This is a genomic window from Naasia lichenicola (genome assembly GCF_004801885.1).
Taxonomy (GTDB): Bacteria; Actinomycetota; Actinomycetes; order Actinomycetales; family Microbacteriaceae; genus Naasia; species Naasia lichenicola.
In genome coordinates this window covers 1-19371 of the sequence record NZ_SSSM01000006.1, presented here as the reverse complement: position 1 = coordinate 19371, position 19371 = coordinate 1, and the positions used below count along the sequence as shown (strand labels likewise).

Here is a 19371-nt window from a genome sequence, read left to right as displayed (position 1 = left end):
GCGATCGGAGCCGCTAGAGCTGCGGCTCCTCCGCGCGGATCTCCGCCGACAGCGCCCGCACGGCATTGCGCAGCGCGCGTTCGGCGTCGACTCCGATCGTCTTCGCGGACATGACGATGGCCATCAGCATGGGGCCGAGCTCGTCCTCGTTCTCGAAGCCCAGCGATTTTGCCGAGATCGCGTCATCTGCCGTGAGAAGCCCCGCTTGAGCGGCACGGCCGAGCACCTTGTCGGCCAGCGCGAGCGCGGGCAGGCCCTTCGGGATGCCGTCGAGCACGCTGGTGCGCTCCGACTTCTCGACCTTCTTGATCGCGAGCCACTGCTCGCGGATCTCGTCCGTCGTGGTGGCAGAGGACTCTCCGAAGACGTGCGGGTGACGCCGACGCATCTTCTCGGCGACTGTGCGGGCCACGTCGTCGATGTCGTATCCGTCATGCTCGGCGGCGATGTCGGCGTGGAAGAGCACCTGATAGAGCACGTCGCCCAGCTCCTCGCGGACCTCGACCGGGTCGCCCGCTTCGATCGCGTCGACGAGTTCGGCGCTCTCCTCGATGAGGTAGGGCACGAGCGACTCGTGGGTCTGCTCCGCATCCCACGCGCATTCCGCGCGGAGACGGTGCATGACGGAGACGAGTTCATCGAGGCCGGCGCTCATGCGCTCATCCTGCACTGCGCCGCAGCGATCCCGACGGAGGCATCCCGGTCAATCTGCAGAGGCCGAACTGCCGACTTCTGCCACTCGGGGCTCGCCGTATGCGGCAGAACTGGGCAGCTCCTCTTTGAGCGCAGCGACAGGCGGAGCCGACCCGACGGGCTAGCGGTGCTTCCAGACGGCGGCGGCGAGCAGGGCCACGATGACGGATCCGCCCTTGGTCGGCTGCTCCCCCACGCGGGCGAACTGCAGACGGGCGTGGAAGGCCAGCGACCCCGGGTTGGGCGGATCGAGGTTGACCTCGCAGGTGACCTCGTCGCGCCCATCCGCGCGCGCACGGTCGAAGACGGCGGAGTAGAGCAGCCGCCCGGTCCCGCGACCGCGGTCGTTGACGTCGATGACGACCCGGTCGACGTAGAGGCCGGTCAGGCCGGTGTCAGCGGCCCGCTCGGTGAAGAAGGTGTAGTTCTCGCTGGTGTAGGCCGATCCGGGATCGATGGCGAGCACGAATCCGATGACCCTGCCCTCGTTCTCCGCGACGACCTGGAGGCTCGCCAGCTCGAGGAGCTCGGCCATCTCCTCGATGGTGGTGACCGGGACGGCGGGATACGCCTCGTTGTTCAGCTCGACGATGCGCTCGAGGTCGGTCGGGACGAGGGGGCGGAGCGTGGGCACCACCAGACACTACCGGCCAGGACCGCGGGCACCGATCCGTGTGGTGGTGCCAGGTGTGTCGGGAAGTCTCGTCGACGTCTTGTCGAAGACCCTCAAGGGTCGCCCGGGAGGTCTACTGGGCGGACGCCTTCGCCGGCTCGGTCACGAAGATCGATCCGAGCAGGTCGCCGACCCACTTGATCAGATCGGCGTCGCCCGGGAACTCGCCGTTGATCACCGGCAGGGGAACCAGCGCGGTGTTCGCCTGCTGCAGGATGCGCGCCTTCGGGTACATCCGCTGCAGGCGCACCTGACGCGAGTCGGGCAGGTCAGCGGGCGCGATCCGCAGATTCGGTCCGACGACGACGACCTCGGACAGGCCTGCCTTCTGGGCGACCCGACGCAGGCGAGATACGGCGAGCAGGGCCTGAACCTCGATCGGCGGCTCGCCGTAGCGATCGGTGAGCTCCTCGAGGACCATGTCGATCGCGTCGTCGGCCGCGGTGGGCGAGCTGGCGGCCGAGAGCTTCTGGTAGGCCTCGAGCCGCAGGCGCTCGCTGTCCACGAACGACTCGGGGATCCGCGCATCGACCGGGAGCTCGAGCCGGAGCTCGGTCTGCCCCTCGGCGACATCGCCGCGGAAATCGCTGACCGCCTCGCCGATCATCCGCAGGTAGAGGTCGAAGCCGACTCCCGCGATGTGACCCGACTGCTCGCCGCCCAGCAGGTTTCCCGCGCCGCGGATCTCGAGGTCCTTGAGCGCGATCTGCATGCCGGAGCCGAGCTCGTTGTTGGCGGCGATCGTCGCGAGGCGGTCATGCGCGGTCTCGGAGAGCGGCTTCGTCTCGTCGTAGAGGAAGTAGGCGTAGGCGCGCTCGCGACCTCGGCCGACACGACCGCGCAGCTGATGCAGCTGGCTGAGGCCGTACTTGTCGGCGCGGTCGATGATCAGCGTGTTCGCGTTGGCGATGTCGAGGCCGGTCTCGATGATCGTCGTCGAGACGAGCACGTCGAATTTGCGCTCCCAGAAGTCGATGATCACCTGCTCGAGCACCGCCTCGGACATCTGGCCGTGCGCGACCGCCACGCGCGCCTCGGGCACGAGCTCGGCGAGATGGGCGGCGACCCGGTTGATGCTCGTGACCCGGTTGTGCACGAAGAAGACCTGGCCCTCGCGGAGCAGCTCGCGCCGGATCGCGGCGGTGATCTGCTTGTCGGAGTCGGGCCCGACGAAGGTGAGGATCGGATGCCGATCCTCGGGAGGTGTCGCCAGGGTGGACATCTCGCGGATGCCGGTGACCGCCATCTCGAGCGTGCGCGGGATCGGGGTCGCGCTCATCGCGAGGATGTCGACGTTGGTCTTGAGCTTCTTCAGGGCGTCCTTGTGCTCTACGCCGAACCGCTGCTCCTCGTCGATGATGACGAGCCCGACGTCCTTGAAGGTGATGCTCTCGGACAGGATGCGGTGGGTGCCGATGACCACGTCGACCGAGCCGTCGGCCAGGCCCTTGATGGTCTCGCGACTCTCCTTGGGTGACTGGAAGCGGCTCAGCGAGCGGATCTGGATCGGGAAGCCGGCGAAGCGCTCGGTGAACGTCTCGGTGTGCTGGCGGACGAGCAGGGTCGTCGGCACGAGCATGACCACCTGCTTGCCGTCCTGCACGGCCTTGAAGGCGGCGCGCACCGCGATCTCGGTCTTGCCGAAGCCGACGTCACCGGAGATGAGGCGATCCATGGGGATCGGCCGCTCCATGTCGGCCTTGACCTGATCGATGGTGGTGAGCTGATCGGGGGTCTCGGCGAACGGGAAGGCCTCCTCGAGCTCGCGCTGCCAGGGGGTGTCCGGCGGGAACGCGTGCCCCTTCGACGCCATCCGAGCGGAGTACAGCTTGACGAGCTCGATGGCGATGTCGCGCACGGCCTTGCGGGCGCGGCCCTTCGCGGCGGCCCAGTCGCTGCCGCCCATCTTGCTGAGTGCAGGCGCCTCGCCGCCGACGTATCGGGTCAGCAGGTCGAGCTGGTCGGTCGGGACGTAGAGCTTGTCGCCGGGGTAGCCGCGCTTGCTCGGCGCGTACTCGATCAGCAGGAACTCGCGGCTCGACTTGACCTTGTTGCGTCCGCCGGTGCTGACCTCGCGGGACACGAGCTCGAGGAAGCGACCGATGCCGTGCGTCTGGTGCACGACGTAGTCGCCGGCCTTGAGCTGCAGCGGATCGACGACGTTCTTGCGCCGGCTGGCGAGCTTCTTGACCTGGCGGGAGTCGTATCCCGACGAGCGACCGAAGAACTCGCGCTCGCTGATCAGCGCGATCCGCGACTCCGCCTGCTCGAATCCGGTGTCGATGCTGCCCTGCACGAGGTAGGCGACGCCGGCCTCGGGCTCGTCGGGGAACGAGTCGGTGAGGCGTCCGGCCAGCTCGCGATCGGCGAGCACGTCGCGGCTGCGCTCCACCAGTCCCTTTCCCGCAGAGACCACGGCGACCGACCAGCCGGCGGCGAGGAGCTGGGCGACGTGGTCGAGTGCTCCCTCCGCGTTGCCCTGGTTCGCCGGCACGGATTCGCCCCGGACGCGCTGATAGCCGTCGGCCGCACGCTCGATGCGCGCCTGATCGTCGAGCTCGCTGTCCTCGGGATAGTCGGGGCCCGACTCGAAGGAGCTGAGGGTCCACCACGCGCGGTTGCCGGCCGCGTGACGGAGTTCGGTCACGGTGAGGAAGTCGCCGGCGGCGAGATCGATGGGCGCGGCTGCTCCGACCGTCGCGGCGCTCCAGGCTGCGTCGAGGAACTCGCGGTTCGTCTCGGCGAGGTCGACGGCGCGGCTGGCGACCCGCTCGGGCGAGACGACGGCGATCGCCGAGTCTTCAGGCAGGTAGTGCGCGACCGGCACGAGCTTGTCGACGAGTGCAGGGGTGAGCGACTCCATGCCCTCGACGGGGATGCCTTCGGCGATCTTGGCGAGCATGCCCGCGAGGCTCGGGAACTCGTGCAGCATCTCGGCGGCGCGCTGACGGACGGGCTCGCTGAGCAGGAGCTCGCGGCTCGGCGGCAGCTCCACGGAGTCGAGCGGGGTCTCGAGCGAGCGCTGGTCGGCCACCGAGAACCCGCGGATGCCGTCCACCTCATCGCCGAAGAAGTCAACCCGGACGGGGTGCTCTGCCGTAGGCGGGAAGACGTCGAGGATGCCACCGCGGACGGCGAACTCGCCGCGGCGGGTCACCATGTCGACGCGGGCGTAGGCGAGCTGCGGCAGGCGGGTGGCGAGCTCGGAGAGACCCACTCCGCGGCCGCCCATCTTCAGCTCGATGGGCGCCAGATCGGTGAGGTCGCCGGCGAGCGGATGCAGCGCGGCTCGGACCGAGGCGGCGATGATCAGCGGGCGGCTGCCCTCCCAGTCGCGCAGGCGACGGAGCGCGTGGATGCGGCGGCCGACGGTCTCGGCGCTGGGGCTCAGCCGCTCGTGAGGGAGGGTCTCCCAGGCCGGGAAGTCGAGGATCTCAGCGTCGGGGATCAGGCAGGTCAGCGCATTGCGCATGGCCTCGGACTCGCGTCCGGTCGGCAGGATGACCAGCAGGACGGGCGCCTTGCCCGCCTCCTGACGGGCGTCGAGCAGGCTGGCGAGCAGTGCCGGCTGGAGGCCCGGGGTGAGGGAGAAATCCGCGTCTCGCGAGGACGATCGGAGGGCGTCGGCGAAGGTCGACGACCGTCGGAGGGCGCGCGTCATCCCATGCAAACTCACGAATACCAGGGTAGTCGAGCCGTCCGACACCGCTGTCGCTCAGCCCGGTGGCTGATCCGGCGCGAAGCGACGGGTCGAAGCCCGCCCCGTCCGTCACGTCACGGGGTCTGCCGGACTCCAAGGCGCTGGGGATGCGGGTGAATGGGCCGGGCGGGCAGTCGCACGTCGGTGAGGTGGCCAGTTGGACGTGACCTGACGCAAGTGGTGGGTGTCCGAGCCGCGAGTTGACCCAAGTGGCGGGTGCGCGGCCCCGCAACCCACCATTCGGGTCAACTCACCGGCGTCCCGGTGCAACGCGACGCCGAGTTGACCCAAACCACCCTTGTCCGGCACCCAAAGCGGCGGTTTGCGTCATCTCGACCCCGATTACGCGACGGATGCTTCCAACGGAGGGTCCACACACCATCCCCAGCGCTCTGAAGCCGCGGCAGACCCCGCAACACACCTGTACCCGCTCAGCCGGGCTCCGACACGGCGCTTCGCGCCGGCTCAGCCACCGGAGATCGCCGGCCCAGCCACCGGCTCTCCAGCGCCTACTCCCCGGCGGTGTGGAACTTCAGCTGGGCTGCTTCGACGCCCTCGGCGGCGATCATCTGAATGGCGTCGGCGGCCTCGTCGAGCAGGTTGGGGAGCACCTCGCGCTCGGCACCCGCGAAGTCCTGCAGCACGAAGTCCGCTGCGGCCTTGCGACCGGGCGGCCGCCCCACGCCGACCCGCACCCTGGTGAAGTCGCCGGTGTCGGTGGCCGCGATGATGTCGCGGATGCCGTTATGGCCGCCCGCTCCCCCGCGGTTCTTGATGCGAATGGTGTCGAAGGGGATGTCGAGCTCGTCATGCACGACGATCAGCCGGTCGGGCTCGAGGTCGTAGAACGCGAGCAGCTGGGCGACGGGGCCGCCCGACAGGTTCATGAACGAATTCGGCTTCGCCAGGATCAGCCGCGGCCCAGCGGGATAGCTGCGACCCTCTGCGACGACGGAGTTGGTCTTGTGCGTCTTGAAGCGGGCGTCGATCCGGTGCGCGAGCGACGCGAGCACCATCTGCCCGACATTGTGCCGATTGCCGGAGTACTGGGCACCGGGGTTGCCGAGACCGACGACGAGCCAGGGATCTGCCATAGGAGGGACCACACTAACGGGGAACGCCGGCCCCGGCACCCGCCCTCCCGGCACGGATGCAGGAGGGCTGGGCCGAGGCCGGCGTCGATCCGCTGGTGGCTACTCCGCCGCCTCGGCGGGGCCGGTCGCGGCGTCGCCGGCGCTGAGCGAGTCGCCCAGGTCCTGCTCGGCCGGGATCGAGACGGCCACGATGAGCAGCTCGGGGTCGGAGACGAGCGATGCGCCCTCGGGCAGCTTGACGTCGGCCGCGGTGATCTGCGTGCCGTCCTCGGCGCCCTCGATGTCGATCGTGACGCGCTCGGGGATGTGGGTGGCCTCGACCTCGAGCAGCAGGGTCGTGGTCTCGAGCATCATGACGGTGCCGGATGCCGGCTCGCCCTCGATGTGCACGGGGATCTCGACCTGGACCTTCTCGCCGAGGCGGACGGAGATGAGGTCGAGGTGCTCGATGATCTGACGCACCGGGTCCTTCTGGATGTCCTTGACCAGCGCGAGCTGCGTCTTGCCGCCGAGGTTCAGCTCGAGCACGGCGTTCGCCTTGCGGACGATGAGGCCGAGCTCGTGGGCGGGCAGCGCGACGTGCTGGGGGTCTCCACCGTGGCCGTAGAGAACGGCGGGGATCTTGCCGGCGGCGCGAAGCTTGCGAGCCGCTCCCTTGCCGAACTTCTGTCGGATGTCGGCAGCGATCTTCTCGGCCATGGTGCACTCCTCTCGGACCCGCAGGTCCGCATCTGGTCCGCACCGGGTGGCGCGGTTAGTCGTGGTCGGCGAGAGCGCGACCGCTGTGAGCGGTGGCTCCCGAGCTGGAGGCGGTGGACTCGTCGTCCGGCGCATGACAGCTCCGGAAGCACACGAGCGCGAGGACGCCGTAGCCATCCACCGCGTCGATCACGGATGCAGTGCATCCCTCGCCGAAGTTCAGTCGGAGAGCCTACCTCATCCGCGGCGCGCGCACTCCGATCCCTTATCGCCTGCTCTCTGGCAAACGGGCGCCCAGGGAGGGTCAGTCCTCGTCGAAGGTCTGCAGCGCAGCGACGGCCGCGTCCACCATCGATGCGGGGTTGTCCGCGATCCCGACGACGATGCCGAGCTCATCCGACTGCAGCGGCTCGAGGGTCGCCAGCTGCGAGTCGAGAAGAGTGGGCGACATGAAATGCCCAGATCGTGCGCTGAGCCGCTGCGCGAGCAGCTCGCGACTGCCGTCCAGATAGAGGAACTCGACGCCGGGAGCAGCCGACCTGAGGATGTCGCGGTAGGCGCGCTTGAGTGCAGAGCAGGCCACCACCACCTCTCTGCCGGCGTCGACCTCTGTGGCGATGGCGCGGCCGACCAGGTGCAGCCAGGGCGAGCGGTCCTCGTCGGTCAGCGGGATGCCCGCGTGCATCTTCGCCTTGTTGGCATCGGGATGCAGGTCGTCGGCATCGACGAAGTCGCACGCCAGACGATCGGCGAGCAGCCTGCCGATCGTGGACTTGCCGCTGCCGCTGGCACCCATGACGACGACGGCGGATGCAGGCACGTGCCGAGGGTAGCGAAGCATCCGACCCTGGCGCTCGATGTCCATTGACGGCCGGTCGGGGAACGACCGCGCGCACTAGTTTTGAGGGGTAGCCCTCGACAGGAGAAGAACCGTGGCAGCTGAGACCGTGACCCAGGCCAACATCGGCGTCGTCGGGATGGCGGTGATGGGATCCAACCTCGCCCGCAATCTCGCCAGTCGCGAAGGCAACACGGTCGCCATCTTCAACCGCTCGTACGAGAAGACCCAGACCGTGCTCGACGAGCACCCCGAGGCCGAGTTCCTTCCAGCGAAGTCATACGAGGAGTTCGCCGCGTCGCTGACCAAGCCGCGCACGGCGATCATCATGGTCCAGGCCGGCAAGGGCACCGATGCGGTGATCGACGCGCTGACCGGCGTCTTCGAGCCGGGCGACATCATCGTCGACGGTGGCAACGCGCTGTTCACCGACACCATCCGTCGCGAGAAGGCGGTCCGCGAGACGGGCATCAACTTCGTCGGAGCCGGGATCTCGGGAGGCGAGGAGGGCGCGCTGCTCGGCCCGTCGATCATGCCCGGCGGCTCCGCCGAGGCCTGGGAGACGCTCGGCCCGATCCTCAAGTCCATCGCCGCGGTCGCCGAGGGCGAGCCGTGCGTCACGCACGTCGGCACCGACGGCGCCGGCCACTTCGTGAAGATGATCCACAACGGCATCGAGTACGCGGACATGCAGCTGATCGGCGAGGCATACGACCTCATCCGTCGCGGCACCGGCAAGACCCCGGCAGAGATCGCGGACATCTTCGCCGAATGGAATAAGGGCGAGCTGGAGAGCTACCTGATCGAGATCACCGCCGAGGTGCTCCGGCAGGTCGACGCCTCGACCGGCACGCCGCTCGTCGACGTCATCGTGGATCAGGCCGGCTCGAAGGGAACAGGCGTCTGGACGGTGCAGACCTCCCTCGACCTCGGCATCCCGGTGTCCGGGATCGCCGAGGCGGTGTTCGCTCGATCCGTCTCGTCCAAGCCCGCGCAGCGTGCCGCAGCCGCGGACCTTCCCGGCCCGACCGCATCGCCGGTGAAGGATGTCGACGCGTTCATCGAGGGCGTCCGGCAGGCGCTCTACGCCTCGAAGGTGATCGCCTACTCGCAGGGCTTCGACGCGATCGTCGCCGGCGCCGAGCAGTACGGCTGGGACATCAAGAAGGGCGACATCGCGAAGATCTGGCGCGGTGGCTGCATCATCCGCGCCCGCTTCCTCAACCGGATCACGGAGGCGTACGCCGAGAACCCCGGGCTCGTGTCGCTCGTCACGGCGCCGTTCTTCACGGACGTGGTCGCCACGGCGCAAGACTCCTGGCGCAACGTGGTCGCCGACGCCGCTCACGCGGGCATCCCTGCACCGGTGTTCTCCTCGTCGCTGGCCTACTACGACAGCCTTCGCGCCGACCGGCTGCCCGCCGCGCTCACCCAGGGACAGCGCGACTTCTTCGGCGCCCACACCTACAAGCGGATCGACAAGGAGGGCACCTTCCACACCCTCTGGAGCGGCGACCGCACCGAGATCGAGGCCGCCGACTCTCACTGAGGCGTCTCCTCGGCTCGGGAATCCATGCTCGAGACCCGGGTATCCGGGAGGAGCGTCGTTCGGATTCCTGGGTTACGGTGAGGCTTCCTGATTTCGGAAGAGGATGTCCTGGTGAGCATGCCGGATGAACCCGAGCTCGCCGGCTACCAGCCGGGCGACGGCACTCCCCTGCGCGGACGTCGGATGCGCCGAGCGGCGCAGGTCGTCGTCGTCCTGGGTGTCGCGGGTCTCGTGCTGCCGGGCGTCGTCACCACGGTGTCGGTCGGCACGCGCACGGCCAACGCCCTCTGCGCCAACATGGTCACCTACTACGTCGGCGAGGGCACCTCATCCGTCGCGCGCTGGGAGTTCTTCGGCCCGGGCGTCATCGGCTGGGAGTGCTACTCCGAGGGCTTCGGCGGCGAGAAGCACGTCGCGTCGCTCGGAATGATCCCGACCTACCGCGAGATCCACCCCGCCCGCGCGGCCTGACCCGCGTCCCGGGCGGGCACGCGACGGCCACCCTTCGGCGCGACGGCCACCCTTCGGTACCTTCGGCCACCTTTCGAAAGGTGGCCGAAGCGGCCCAAAGGTGGCCGAGCCCGTACCAAAGGTGGCCGAGCGCGCCCCACGAGGAGGCGAAACAGGCGGACGGGTCAGGCTGCGCCGTCGAACATCGACGTCACGGAGCCGTCATCGAAGACCTCGTGGATCGCGCGGGCGATCAGCGGGGCGATCGGCAGCACCGTCAGCCTCTCGAATCTCTGCGACTCGTTGAGCGGAAGCGTGTCGGTCACGATCACCGAGTCGATGTCGGGGTTGGCCAGCAGGGTCGACGCCGGGTCCGAGAACACCGCATGTGTCGCTGCGACGATGACGCCGACAGCGCCGTTCGCCTTCAGTGCGGCGGCGCCCGCTGCGATGGTGCGTCCGGTGTCGATCAGGTCATCGACCAGCAGGCAGACCCGCCCCCGCACGTCGCCGACGATCTCGTGCACCGAGACCTGGTTCGGCACCCGCGGGTCGCGACGCTTGTGGATGATGGCGAGCGGGACGCCGAGCTTGTCGCTCCAGATGTCGGCCACCCGCACGCGGCCCATGTCGGGCGACACCACGGTCAGATTCGAGGTGTCGACGGTGTTCTGGATGTGCTCGAGCAGCACCGGCATGGCGAAGAGGTGGTCGACGGGACCGTCGAAGAAGCCCTGGATCTGCGCTGCGTGCAGGTCGACGGACATGATCCGGTTCGCGCCGGCGGCGGCGTAGAGGTCGGCGACCAGGCGGGCCGAGATCGGCTCGCGTCCACGGTTCTTCTTGTCCTGTCGGCCATACGGATAGAACGGCGAGACGACGGTGATCCGCTTGGCGGAGGCGCGCTTGAGGGCGTCGACCATGATCAGCTGCTCCATGAGCCACTGGTTGATCGGCGCGGTGTGCGACTGGATGACGAAGGCGTCGCAGCCGCGGACGCTCTCGTCGTAGCGGGCGTACAGCTCGCCGTTGGCGAAGGTGCGCGCGTCGGTCGGCACGACCTCGGTGTCGAGTTCGGCGGCGATGCTCGCGGCCAGCTCGGGGTGGGCACGACCGCTGACGATGACGAGGCGCTTCTCACCGGCGATCTTGATCCCGTGCGGCACGGACTCGCTCAACTGTTCCCGCTCTCCGCTGCCGCTCGGGCAGCATCGGTGCCCGCCCTGTTGGCGGCCACCCAGCCTTCGATGTTGCGTTGCGGGGCCACGCTGAGGGCCAACGAGCCTGGCGGCACATCCTTGCGCACCACTGTCCCCGCCGCCGTATAGGCTCCGTCGCCAATCCTAACCGGGGCCACGAAGACGTTGTGCGAGCCCGATCGGACGTGAGATCCGACCACCGTCTTGTGCTTGTTCACCCCGTCGTAGTTGGCCGTGATGGTGCCGGCTCCGACGTTGGATCCGGTGCCGACGGTGGTGTCGCCGATGTACGACAGGTGAGGCACCTTGGAGCCGTCGCCGATCGTGGAGTTCTTGGTCTCGACGAAGGTGCCGATCTTGCCGTGCACTCCGAGGATGGTGCCGGGACGGAGGTAGGCGAAGGGGCCGACGGAGGCATCCGCGCCGATGACGGCGAGGGTCCCATCCGTCCGCTTGACGACCGCCCGCTCGCCGATCTCGCAGTCGACGAGAGTCGTGTCGGGGCCGATGACAGCGCCGGTCTCGACCTTCGTCGCCCCCTTGAGCTGGGTGCCGGGGAGGATCTCGACGTCGGGGGCGAGCGTCACGGCGAGGTCGATCCAGGTGGTCGCCGGATCCTGGACGGTGACGCCGGCGAGCTGCCAGCCCCGCACGATCATCGCGTTGAGCCGCGCGGCGGCCTCCGAGAGCTGCGCCCGATCGTTGATCCCCGCGACGAGCCACGGCTCGGAGACCGGGACCCCGACGACATCGGATCCGGCGGCGCGCAGCGCGGCGACCATGTCGGTGAGGTACTTCTCGCCTTGAGCGTTGTCGATGCTGAGTCCGGCGAGGTGGTCGCGAAGCGCGGCGACGCCGAACAGGTAGATCCCCGCGTTCACCTCGGTGAGCGCGAGCTCGTCGGGGTCGGCGTCCTTCTGCTCGACGATCCGATCGACGGAGCCGTCGGATCTGCGGACGATCCGGCCGTATCCGGTGGTGTCGTCGGGGGTCATGGTGAGCAGCGAGGCGGCGGATGCGCCGGCACGGTGCGCCGCGAGGAATCCGGTCAGCGTCTGCGCATCCAGCAGCGGGACGTCGCCGTTGAGGACGAGCACATCGCCGTCGAAGTCGGCCGGAAGTGCGCCGACGGCCTGCTCGACCGCGCGCCCGGTGCCCGGCAGGTCGTCCTGGTCCACCACGGTCGCGCCGGGCAGCGCTGCGTCCACGACGGCGACCACCCGATCGCGCTCATGCCGGACGACGGCGATCGTATACGCGGCCCCCAGCGCCTCGGCGGTGGCGAGGACATGCCCGACGATGGGGATGCCGGCGAGCGAGTGCAGGAGCTTGGGAGTGGCGGATCTCATCCGCGTTCCCTGTCCGGCGGCGAGGATCACGATGGCGAGGCGCGCGTCGGTCACAGAGCTCCTTCGGGTGTGCTGCGGGCCTTGGTCCGGCTCCTTCGTCGAGCCCTTCAGGCCCGGGAGACGCCGCACCGGATCGGTCCGCGGACCAGATGCGATGAGCTCCGCCTCCAGGATTCGAACCTAGTCCTAACAGCTCCAAAGGCTGTCGTGCTGCCGTTACACCAAGGCGGATCGGTCGCTCGGCGCGGTGGCGGAACGAACCCGACAAGTCTGCCACCCGCGATCCGCCTGCGTTGTCCGCTCGAGTTCTCCGGGTCAGTGGGCCGGTCGGCGGTTCGCGTCGGCGTGACCTCGCGAGCGAGCCGAGAACGGGCCAGCCGATCAGCGGAGGAGGCGGATCGAATCGCGGACTCGACGGCGGGATCGGCGACGGATGGCGTGCCCGAGACCTCGGATCCGCTGATCGGCACGGGTAGAGTGCGCCCGGCGCGCGGCGGAGGCATGACGAGCGACAAGGCGCACGCGCCGTAGGGTCGAGGGGTGCCAGGCGAGTTCGGGATCTACTTCATGATCGTCGGCGTGGTCGTGCTGGGCATCGGCAACGTGCTCTACCTGCGCGGGATGCGCCGCCAGAAGACACCGCTCGGCAACGAACGACCCCCGGTCCACTACGTGCTGGCCGGCCTGGTGATCGGCGGAATCCTGCTGCTCGTCGGCTTCCTCGTCGCCAACAACGGCACCGCCTGACGGGCGTCGACTCGCGTCACTCGGCGTCGCGTGCCTTCAGTGACTGCTGACGGAGGCGACGAGCGGCCAGGGCGCGTGACATGCCCAGGAAGAGCGCGAGCAGGACGAAGAGCATGAACATCGCGTTGACGACCAGCGGCACGTTGATCGCGACGGGGCCGGCGTAGACGACGGTCGCATCGTCGAGCGAATCCGATGCGCTGACCGCCTCGGTCGGAAGCTGCTTGTCCTCGGTGGAGAGCATCTTCGGAGCGGCCGAGACCTGCGAAGCTGCGTCAGCCGTCGTGACGCCGGTGGTCCGCTCCGTGCCGCCGGTGAGCGGGCTCGAAAGAGCAGCCTGGTCTGACGTCGGTGCGGGCGCGTCCACGGCGAGCACGACCTGGGCCGGGCTGGAGTTCGGCGTGGAGCCGGCTGCCTCGGTCGTCGGTTCCGTCGTCGGCACCGCCGGGACGCTGGGCGTCACCGGAGTGGTCGGAGTCGTCGGAGTCGTCGGAGTCGTCGGCCCGGGGTCAGCCGGGGCCGGATCGACTGGAGTCGTCGGAGTCGTCGGCCCAGAGTCGGCCGGTGCCGGTGCCGGATCCGCGGGAACGGTCGGCGTCGTGGGCGGCGTGGGATCGGTGGTCGGCGTGGGATCGGTGGTCGGCGCCGGGTCGGTCGAGCCCGCGGACAGGAACTCCACGGCGTACTTGTGGGTCTCGTCGTAGTCGGCGAACTTGCCGTCCGCACGCGGGCCCTCTACTGCCTTCACGCACTCGATGTAGCGGGAGACCACCTTGGAGTCGGCGGCGCCGTAGCCCTCGGCTGCCACCTGGATGCGCTTCAGCATCGATTCGCGATCGCTGGTCGCGAAGATGCGGTCGAGATCGGCGGAGGTCGACTCCCGAAGGATCAGCGCGGAGAACTCTCCGGCCGCGGTCGTGGTGGGCTCGCTGCCCGAAGCCGGCACCGTGCTCTTGGTGGGTTGAGCCGTCGTGGTCGGCTCGGATGCGTCCGCTGCGCTCGCCGCAGTGCTGGCGGCGACAGGTTCGGTCCGGATGGCGGCGAATCGCGCCCGGCGCTCCTGGGTTGTGAGCATGGTCTTCTGCGCGGTCTCCATGCGCGGTTCCGCAGCTGCGGGTTCAGCAGCAGCGGGCTCCTCAGCAGCTGGATCAGCAGCCTTCGGATCGGCTACCGGGGTGGTCGCGTCGAGCGCGTTCCATTCGAGGCGCAGGTACAGGCTCAGCACCGTGAGGTCGAGCGCCGCGAAGTCGTCCGATTCCTCCTTCGGCGTGTAGCCGAGGTCGTCGAACGCGGCGAGGCAGGCGCGGACTGCCCAGCTGGCAGCCGTGTAGACGGCACCGCTCTGGGTCTCATCTGAGGCGATGATCTGCCCGTCCACGACGTAGCGCGCGACGATCTCGTCGGCGCGCCGGGAACCGCTGTCCGCGTCGAGGCCGTCGTTCTGGCGTGCGCTGTCGAGCTCGATCACGCAGATGTCGAGGACCTGCTCCGCATCCGCGGGCTGCTTGGCGACACCCGCCTGGATGGCGGCGAGGTCGGCGACGATGAGGCTCCGGGCCTCTGGTGACATGCCGAAGAGTTCGGTGCGGACCTCATCCGGCTGCGCGAAGGCATAGAGCACGTCGGCGGCGAACTGCTCGGCGGCACCCTCGGCCTTCAGCTTGTCGTAGGCCTCGCGCTGCTCGGGCGGGAGCAGACTGAGCGCCTTCTCGAGGCGTGCGGCATCCTCCGGGGTGCTCGATCCCTGCTTGGCGCGGAGCTCGTCGACCGATGCCGCGCGCTCCTCGATCTGCTGGGCGAGCAGCTGGTCGCGGACCTTCTCGTCGCCGAAGGTCACGGCGAAGACGAGATCGTCCTCTGCCGCGGTCCGCCCGGCCTCATCGAAGCTCTGGATCTTCTCGGCCTGTCCGGCATCCAGCCATCCGTAGGCCTGCTTGAGCGCCTGCTGATACTCCTCGTCGCTCAGCTCGGCCGGCGAGTCAGGTGCGGCGGGCGCGACGACGGGAGCTCCGCGTTCGGCGGCCTCGAGGTAGATGCGCCAGGACTCCGCGCGGTACTTCGCAGCGGTCAGGTCGCCCGTGTGCTGCTCGGCGAGGGAGCTGAAGCAGCTCTCGGTCTCCCATCCGACCTCTGCGGCGGATGCGGGCGCCAGGGGCGCGAAGGCGAGAACGGCGCCGGCGAGCAGCGAGACGGCGAGTGCGCCGGCGCCCGTCCGTCGCACGAAGGCGCTGTGAGCTGGGACGCCGCGCCGTGAGCCGCGGTGCCGAGCTGTGCCGGGTCGATCGGCATGGTCTGAGATCTTCATGGTGCTCACTGCTGTTCTCTCCCCCGAGATGCGGTGTAGCCGTGTCCCCCACGCGTCCGTGCTAAGGGGGACCTGGGTACAAGTGTGTCGGCAGAAGGGGGGACTCCGCGCTCCCCACTGAGGGCGCCACACCGACGGGTGCTACCAGAAACTGAGCACCGGACGCGGCGTGGCCGGTGAAGGCCCACGAGCCGTTGACGCTCGCGTCGGATAATGGGCCTATGACCGACCGCGATGAAGTCGATCGCATCGTCGCGTCGTGGCACGAGGTGCGGCCCGACCTGGACTTCACTCCCCTGATGATCCTGTCCCGCGTGAAGCGGCTGGCACGCCACCTCGAACGGGCACGGAAGGCGTCCTTCGCCACCGCCGGGCTGGAGTCATGGGAGTTCGATGTGCTCTCCGCCCTGCGCCGGTCGGGCGACCCGTTCGAACTCAGCCCGACGAACCTCGTGCAGCAGACGCTCGTCAGCTCGGGCACGATGACGAACAGGATCGATCGGCTCGTCCATCGCACCCTGGTCGAGCGACGCGGAGATCCGAAGGACGGCCGCGGCGTGCTCGTCCACCTCTCCCCCGAGGGCCTCATCCGCGTGGATTCGGCCATCGAGCACCTGCTCGTGGCCGAGGCGGAGCTGCTCGAGGGTCTCGGACAGGGCGATCAGGAGCGGATGGCCAAGCTCCTGCGCAAGCTCAGCGGCGCCTTCGACGGCGGCTGAGTCCGCGTCCCACGTCGCAATCCGGCCCCTAGCCGCCGAGCGGAGAACACCGACGGACGGCGACGGCCTCAGTCTTCGAGGTCGGAGGTGAGCTCGAGCCAGCGGTCTTCGAGCGTCGACTCCCGCTCATCCAGCTCGGCCAGCGATGCCTGCATCGCACCCAGGCCGGCGAAGTCGGACTGGTCGTGAGTGGCGAAGCGGTCGAGCAGCCCCACCCGATCGGAGCGGAGCTTGACCAGCTTGCGCTCGATGGAGCCGACCTCCTTCTCCGCGGCCCGACGCTCGGCGCCGGTCTGGGTCGGCTTGTCGGACCGCGCGTGGCCCGGCTCTCCGACGCTCGGCGCGGAGCCGGCGCCGTCCTGGGCCTTGCGGAGCTCGAGGTACTGGTCGACACCGCGGGGCAGGTGACGGAGCTTGCCGTCCATCACCGCGTACTGCTGATCGGTGACCCGCTCCATGAGATATCGATCGTGCGAGACCACCAGCAGGGTGCCCGGCCAGGTGTCGAGGAGGTCCTCCATGGCCGCGAGCATGTCGGTGTCGAGGTCGTTGGTCGGCTCGTCGAGGATCAGGACGTTGGGCTCCTCGAGCAGGATCAGCAGCAGCTGCAGTCGTCGCCGCTGACCTCCTGACAGGTCCTTGATCGCCGTCGACAGCTGTGCCGTGGTGAAGCCGAGGCGCTCGAGCAGCTGCCCGGGTGACATCTGCACCGCGTTCGATCCCGTGCCGGTCGTGTATTCGGTCCGCAGCCGGCCGACGACCGTGCTGACCCGCTCTCCGGCGACGGCGTCGAGATCGTCGAGCTGCTGAGTGAGGGTCGAGATGCGCACTGTCGTGCCGCGCTTGACCCGACCGGAGGTGGGCTCCAGGACTCCGGTGATCAGGCCGAGCAGGGTGGATTTGCCGACGCCGTTGGCTCCCAGGATGCCGGTGCGCTCGCCGGGGGCGATCCGCCATTCGATGTCGGTCAGGGTGTTCTCGCCGGTCGGGCCGCCGTAGCTGAACGACGCGTTCTCGAGATCGACGACGTCCTTGCCGAGTCGTGCGGTGGCGAGCCGGGCGAGGCCGATCGGGTCGCGGACGGGGGGAACGTCCTCGATCAGCTGGGTGGCCGCCTCGATGCGGAACTTGGGCTTCGCGGTGCGAGCCGGTGCACCACGGCGGAGCCAGGCGAGCTCCTTCTTCATCAGGTTCTGCCGCTTCGCTTCGCTCGTTGCCGCCATCCGGTCGCGCTCGACCCGCTGGAGCACGTAGGCCGCGTAGCCGCCTTCGAACTCCTCGACCGTGCGATCGTGCACCTCCCAGGTGTCGAGGCAGACCTCGTCGAGGAACCATCGATCGTGGGTCACGACGATGAACGCACCGTTGCCCGGGGTCCAGCGGCGCTTCAGATGGTCGGCGAGCCAGGCGACGCCTTCGACGTCGAGGTGGTTGGTGGGCTCGTCGAGCATGAGGACGTCCCAGTCCCCCACGAGCAGCGCGGCGAGTGAGGCCCTGCGGCGCTGCCCGCCGCTGAGGGAGTCGAGCTCGGCGTTCCAGTCGAGGTCCGAGACGAGGCCGGCGATGACGTCGCGGATCCGTCCGTCGCTCGCCCACTCGTACTCGGGGGTGTCGCCGACGATCGCCTGGGCCAGGGTGCGGTGATCGCCGAAGTCGTCGCGCTGCGCGAGCACTCCGATGCTCACTCCGCTTCGCCGGGTGACGCGTCCGGAGTTCGGCTCGATGCTGCCGGCGAGCATGCCCATCAGCGAGGACTTGCCGTCGCCGTTGCGGCCGACGATGCCGATCCGGTCCCCTTCGTCGATGCCGATGGTGATGTCTTCGAGGACGATGCGGGTGGGGTACTCGAGCGTCAGGCGCTCGGCTCCCAATAGGTGAGCCACCCCGAAACGCTACTGCCCGCAGATGGGCGCGAGGTCCGGGGCCGACTTCGGGGAGGCGCGAATCCATGGGCTGCGGGCGTCGTGGAAGACTGTTGGCGCCGCATCGACGCAGGCAGTTTCCGCTCTGGGAGGGCATCCGCGTGTCAGGCAGCATCGAATACACAGGCACCGACTCCGCTGAGACAGAACCGGCTGGCACGGGATCCACACGCACAGAGTCCGCCGGCACGGTGCTCGTCACCGGTGGAGCGGGCTTCATCGGCCGGGCCGTGGTCGACGCGGCGCTCGGGCGGGGCTGGGCGGTGCGCGTCCTCGACTCGCTCCGTCGGGATGTCCACGGCGATGAGCAGCCCCTCCCCGAGGGAGTGGAACTCGTGCGCGGCGACGTCACGTCGCTCGATGACGTCCGCAGTGCGCTGGTCGGTGTCGATGTGGTCTGCCATCAAGCGGCCAAGGTGGGCCTCGGCGTGGACTTCGCTGACGCTCCCGATTACGTGGCGAGCAACGTGCTGGGCACCTCTGTGGTCCTCGCCGCCATGACGGAGCTGTCCGTCGCGCGGCTGGTGATGGCGTCGTCCATGGTCGTCTACGGAGAGGGCCGCTACCGGGGAGCGGGCGGCGCGATCCAGCCACCGCCCCGTCGGGTCGAAGATCTCGAGGCCGGTGCCTTCGAGCCCGTCGATCCGACCACTGGACTGTCCCTCGAGCCCCTCCTCGTGCACGAGGACGCGGATCTCGACCCGCGCAACGTCTACGCCGTCACCAAGCTCGCCCAGGAGAACCTGGCCTCCGCGTGGACCATCGCGACCGGTGGGTCGGCGGCCGCGCTGCGCTATCACAACGTCTATGGACCGGGAATGCCGCAGAACACCCCGTACGCCGGGGTCGCGTCGCTCTTCCGATCCGCACTGGAGCGGGGCGAGGCGCCGCGGGTCTACGAGGACGGCGGTCAGCGTCGCGATTTCGTGCATGTGCGCGATGTCGCCGGGGCGAACCTCGCCGCGATCGACTGGACGGCGGATCATCCGCGCAGCTTCCGCGCCTTCAACGTCGGCAGCGGCGTCGTGCACACGGTGGGCGATCTGGCCGACCGGCTGAGCCGCTATACCGGTGGCGCGGCCCCCGTGACGACCGGTCAGTACCGGCTCGGCGACGTCCGGCACATCACCGCGTCCTCGGCGCGGATCCACGCAGAGCTCGGCTGGCGCGCATCAGTGGACTTCGAGGACGGCATGCGCGAATTCGCCACCGCTCCCCTGCGCGCCGCCGTGCGCTGAGGCCGATGGTCGGTCTGCGTGAATGCAGTATTCGGGGGCGATCGGCTATTGGCGAAGAATGCGCCGTTTCCGGCCCGGATTCTTCACATCTCCTGCATTCGCAGTCAGTGCGGGAAATGAGTTGGGGCATACGAGAAAGGGGATCCGCCGTGTGGCGGATCCCCTTTTCGTTGATCCAGGCTTGGCTGGATCGCCA

At 69.1% G+C, this 19371-nt stretch carries 15 protein-coding genes and 1 tRNA gene; 5 read left to right on the top strand and 11 right to left on the bottom strand.

What is annotated here, in order from left to right:
* Nucleotides 1–13: 13 nt before the first annotated feature.
* The 6 genes from E6C64_RS16330 to E6C64_RS16305 all read right to left on the bottom strand — a co-directional run bounded on the left by E6C64_RS16330 (nt 14) and on the right by E6C64_RS16305 (nt 7679).
* Nucleotides 14–655: a nucleoside triphosphate pyrophosphohydrolase gene (locus tag E6C64_RS16330; protein ID WP_136428763.1), complete on the bottom strand. Its 642-nt coding sequence runs from the start codon at nt 653–655 to the stop codon at nt 14–16.
* 159 nt (nt 656–814) lie between these two features.
* Complete coding sequence (locus E6C64_RS16325) at nt 815–1327, bottom strand: GNAT family N-acetyltransferase (RefSeq protein WP_158437907.1); 513 nt, start codon at nt 1325–1327, stop codon at nt 815–817.
* Between the two features lie 112 nt (nt 1328–1439).
* Nucleotides 1440–5027, bottom strand: coding sequence for a transcription-repair coupling factor (mfd, locus tag E6C64_RS16320; protein ID WP_438941872.1), 3588 nt, complete (start codon nt 5025–5027; stop codon nt 1440–1442).
* A 548-nt stretch (nt 5028–5575) separates the two neighbouring features.
* Nucleotides 5576–6160 (bottom strand): aminoacyl-tRNA hydrolase, encoded by a 585-nt coding sequence (gene pth / locus E6C64_RS16315; protein ID WP_136428760.1) that lies wholly within the window; start codon nt 6158–6160, stop codon nt 5576–5578.
* 99 nt (nt 6161–6259) lie between these two features.
* Nucleotides 6260–6859 (bottom strand): 50S ribosomal protein L25/general stress protein Ctc, encoded by a 600-nt coding sequence (locus E6C64_RS16310; RefSeq protein WP_136428759.1) that lies wholly within the window; start codon nt 6857–6859, stop codon nt 6260–6262.
* Nucleotides 6860–7163: 304 nt separating this feature from the next.
* Complete coding sequence (locus E6C64_RS16305; protein ID WP_332908236.1) at nt 7164–7679, bottom strand: gluconokinase; 516 nt, start codon at nt 7677–7679, stop codon at nt 7164–7166.
* Nucleotides 7680–7791: 112 nt separating this feature from the next.
* Between E6C64_RS16305 and gnd the strand changes: the two genes are divergently transcribed.
* Nucleotides 7792–9246: an NADP-dependent phosphogluconate dehydrogenase gene (gene gnd / locus E6C64_RS16300; RefSeq protein WP_136428758.1), complete on the top strand. Its 1455-nt coding sequence runs from the start codon at nt 7792–7794 to the stop codon at nt 9244–9246.
* Nucleotides 9247–9357: 111 nt separating this feature from the next.
* Nucleotides 9358–9717 carry a hypothetical protein gene (locus E6C64_RS16295; RefSeq protein ID WP_136428757.1) on the top strand — a complete coding sequence of 120 codons (360 nt, stop codon included), beginning with the start codon at nt 9358–9360 and terminating at the stop codon, nt 9715–9717.
* A gap of 164 nt (nt 9718–9881) precedes the next feature.
* Here the strand turns inward: E6C64_RS16295 and E6C64_RS16290 are convergent, their stop codons facing one another.
* The 3 genes from E6C64_RS16290 to E6C64_RS16280 form a co-directional block, all read right to left on the bottom strand.
* Nucleotides 9882–10874 carry a ribose-phosphate diphosphokinase gene (locus tag E6C64_RS16290; protein WP_269846388.1) on the bottom strand — a complete coding sequence of 331 codons (993 nt, stop codon included), beginning with the start codon at nt 10872–10874 and terminating at the stop codon, nt 9882–9884.
* Nucleotides 10871–12298: a bifunctional UDP-N-acetylglucosamine diphosphorylase/glucosamine-1-phosphate N-acetyltransferase GlmU gene (glmU, locus tag E6C64_RS16285; protein WP_136428756.1), complete on the bottom strand. Its 1428-nt coding sequence runs from the start codon at nt 12296–12298 to the stop codon at nt 10871–10873. Before glmU ends, E6C64_RS16290 begins: the two co-directional genes overlap by 4 nt.
* Nucleotides 12299–12403: 105 nt before the next feature.
* Nucleotides 12404–12475 (bottom strand) — tRNA-Gln (locus E6C64_RS16280).
* Between the two features lie 309 nt (nt 12476–12784).
* Between E6C64_RS16280 and E6C64_RS16275 the strand changes: the two genes are divergently transcribed.
* A complete protein-coding gene (locus E6C64_RS16275) occupies nt 12785–12991 on the top strand; it encodes a hypothetical protein (RefSeq protein WP_136428755.1) in 207 nt (68 codons plus the stop codon).
* A 16-nt stretch (nt 12992–13007) separates the two neighbouring features.
* Here E6C64_RS16275 and E6C64_RS19145 read toward each other — a convergent pair whose 3' ends face one another.
* Entirely contained in the window at nt 13008–15296 is a 2289-nt protein-coding gene (locus E6C64_RS19145) for a hypothetical protein (RefSeq protein ID WP_158437906.1), read from the bottom strand.
* A gap of 221 nt (nt 15297–15517) precedes the next feature.
* Here E6C64_RS19145 and E6C64_RS16265 point away from each other — a divergent pair, with 221 nt between their 5' ends.
* Nucleotides 15518–16015 carry a MarR family winged helix-turn-helix transcriptional regulator gene (locus E6C64_RS16265; protein ID WP_136428754.1) on the top strand — a complete coding sequence of 166 codons (498 nt, stop codon included), beginning with the start codon at nt 15518–15520 and terminating at the stop codon, nt 16013–16015.
* A 68-nt stretch (nt 16016–16083) separates the two neighbouring features.
* On the opposite strand, the gene E6C64_RS16260 is transcribed toward E6C64_RS16265, so the two are convergent.
* A complete protein-coding gene (locus E6C64_RS16260) occupies nt 16084–17898 on the bottom strand; it encodes an ABC-F family ATP-binding cassette domain-containing protein (RefSeq protein ID WP_136428753.1) in 1815 nt (604 codons plus the stop codon).
* Nucleotides 17899–18128: 230 nt separating this feature from the next.
* On the opposite strand from E6C64_RS16260, the gene E6C64_RS16255 reads away from it, so the two are divergent.
* Nucleotides 18129–19175 carry an NAD-dependent epimerase/dehydratase family protein gene (locus E6C64_RS16255; RefSeq protein ID WP_233255726.1) on the top strand — a complete coding sequence of 349 codons (1047 nt, stop codon included), beginning with the start codon at nt 18129–18131 and terminating at the stop codon, nt 19173–19175.
* The last annotated feature ends 196 nt before the right edge of the window (nt 19176–19371 follow it).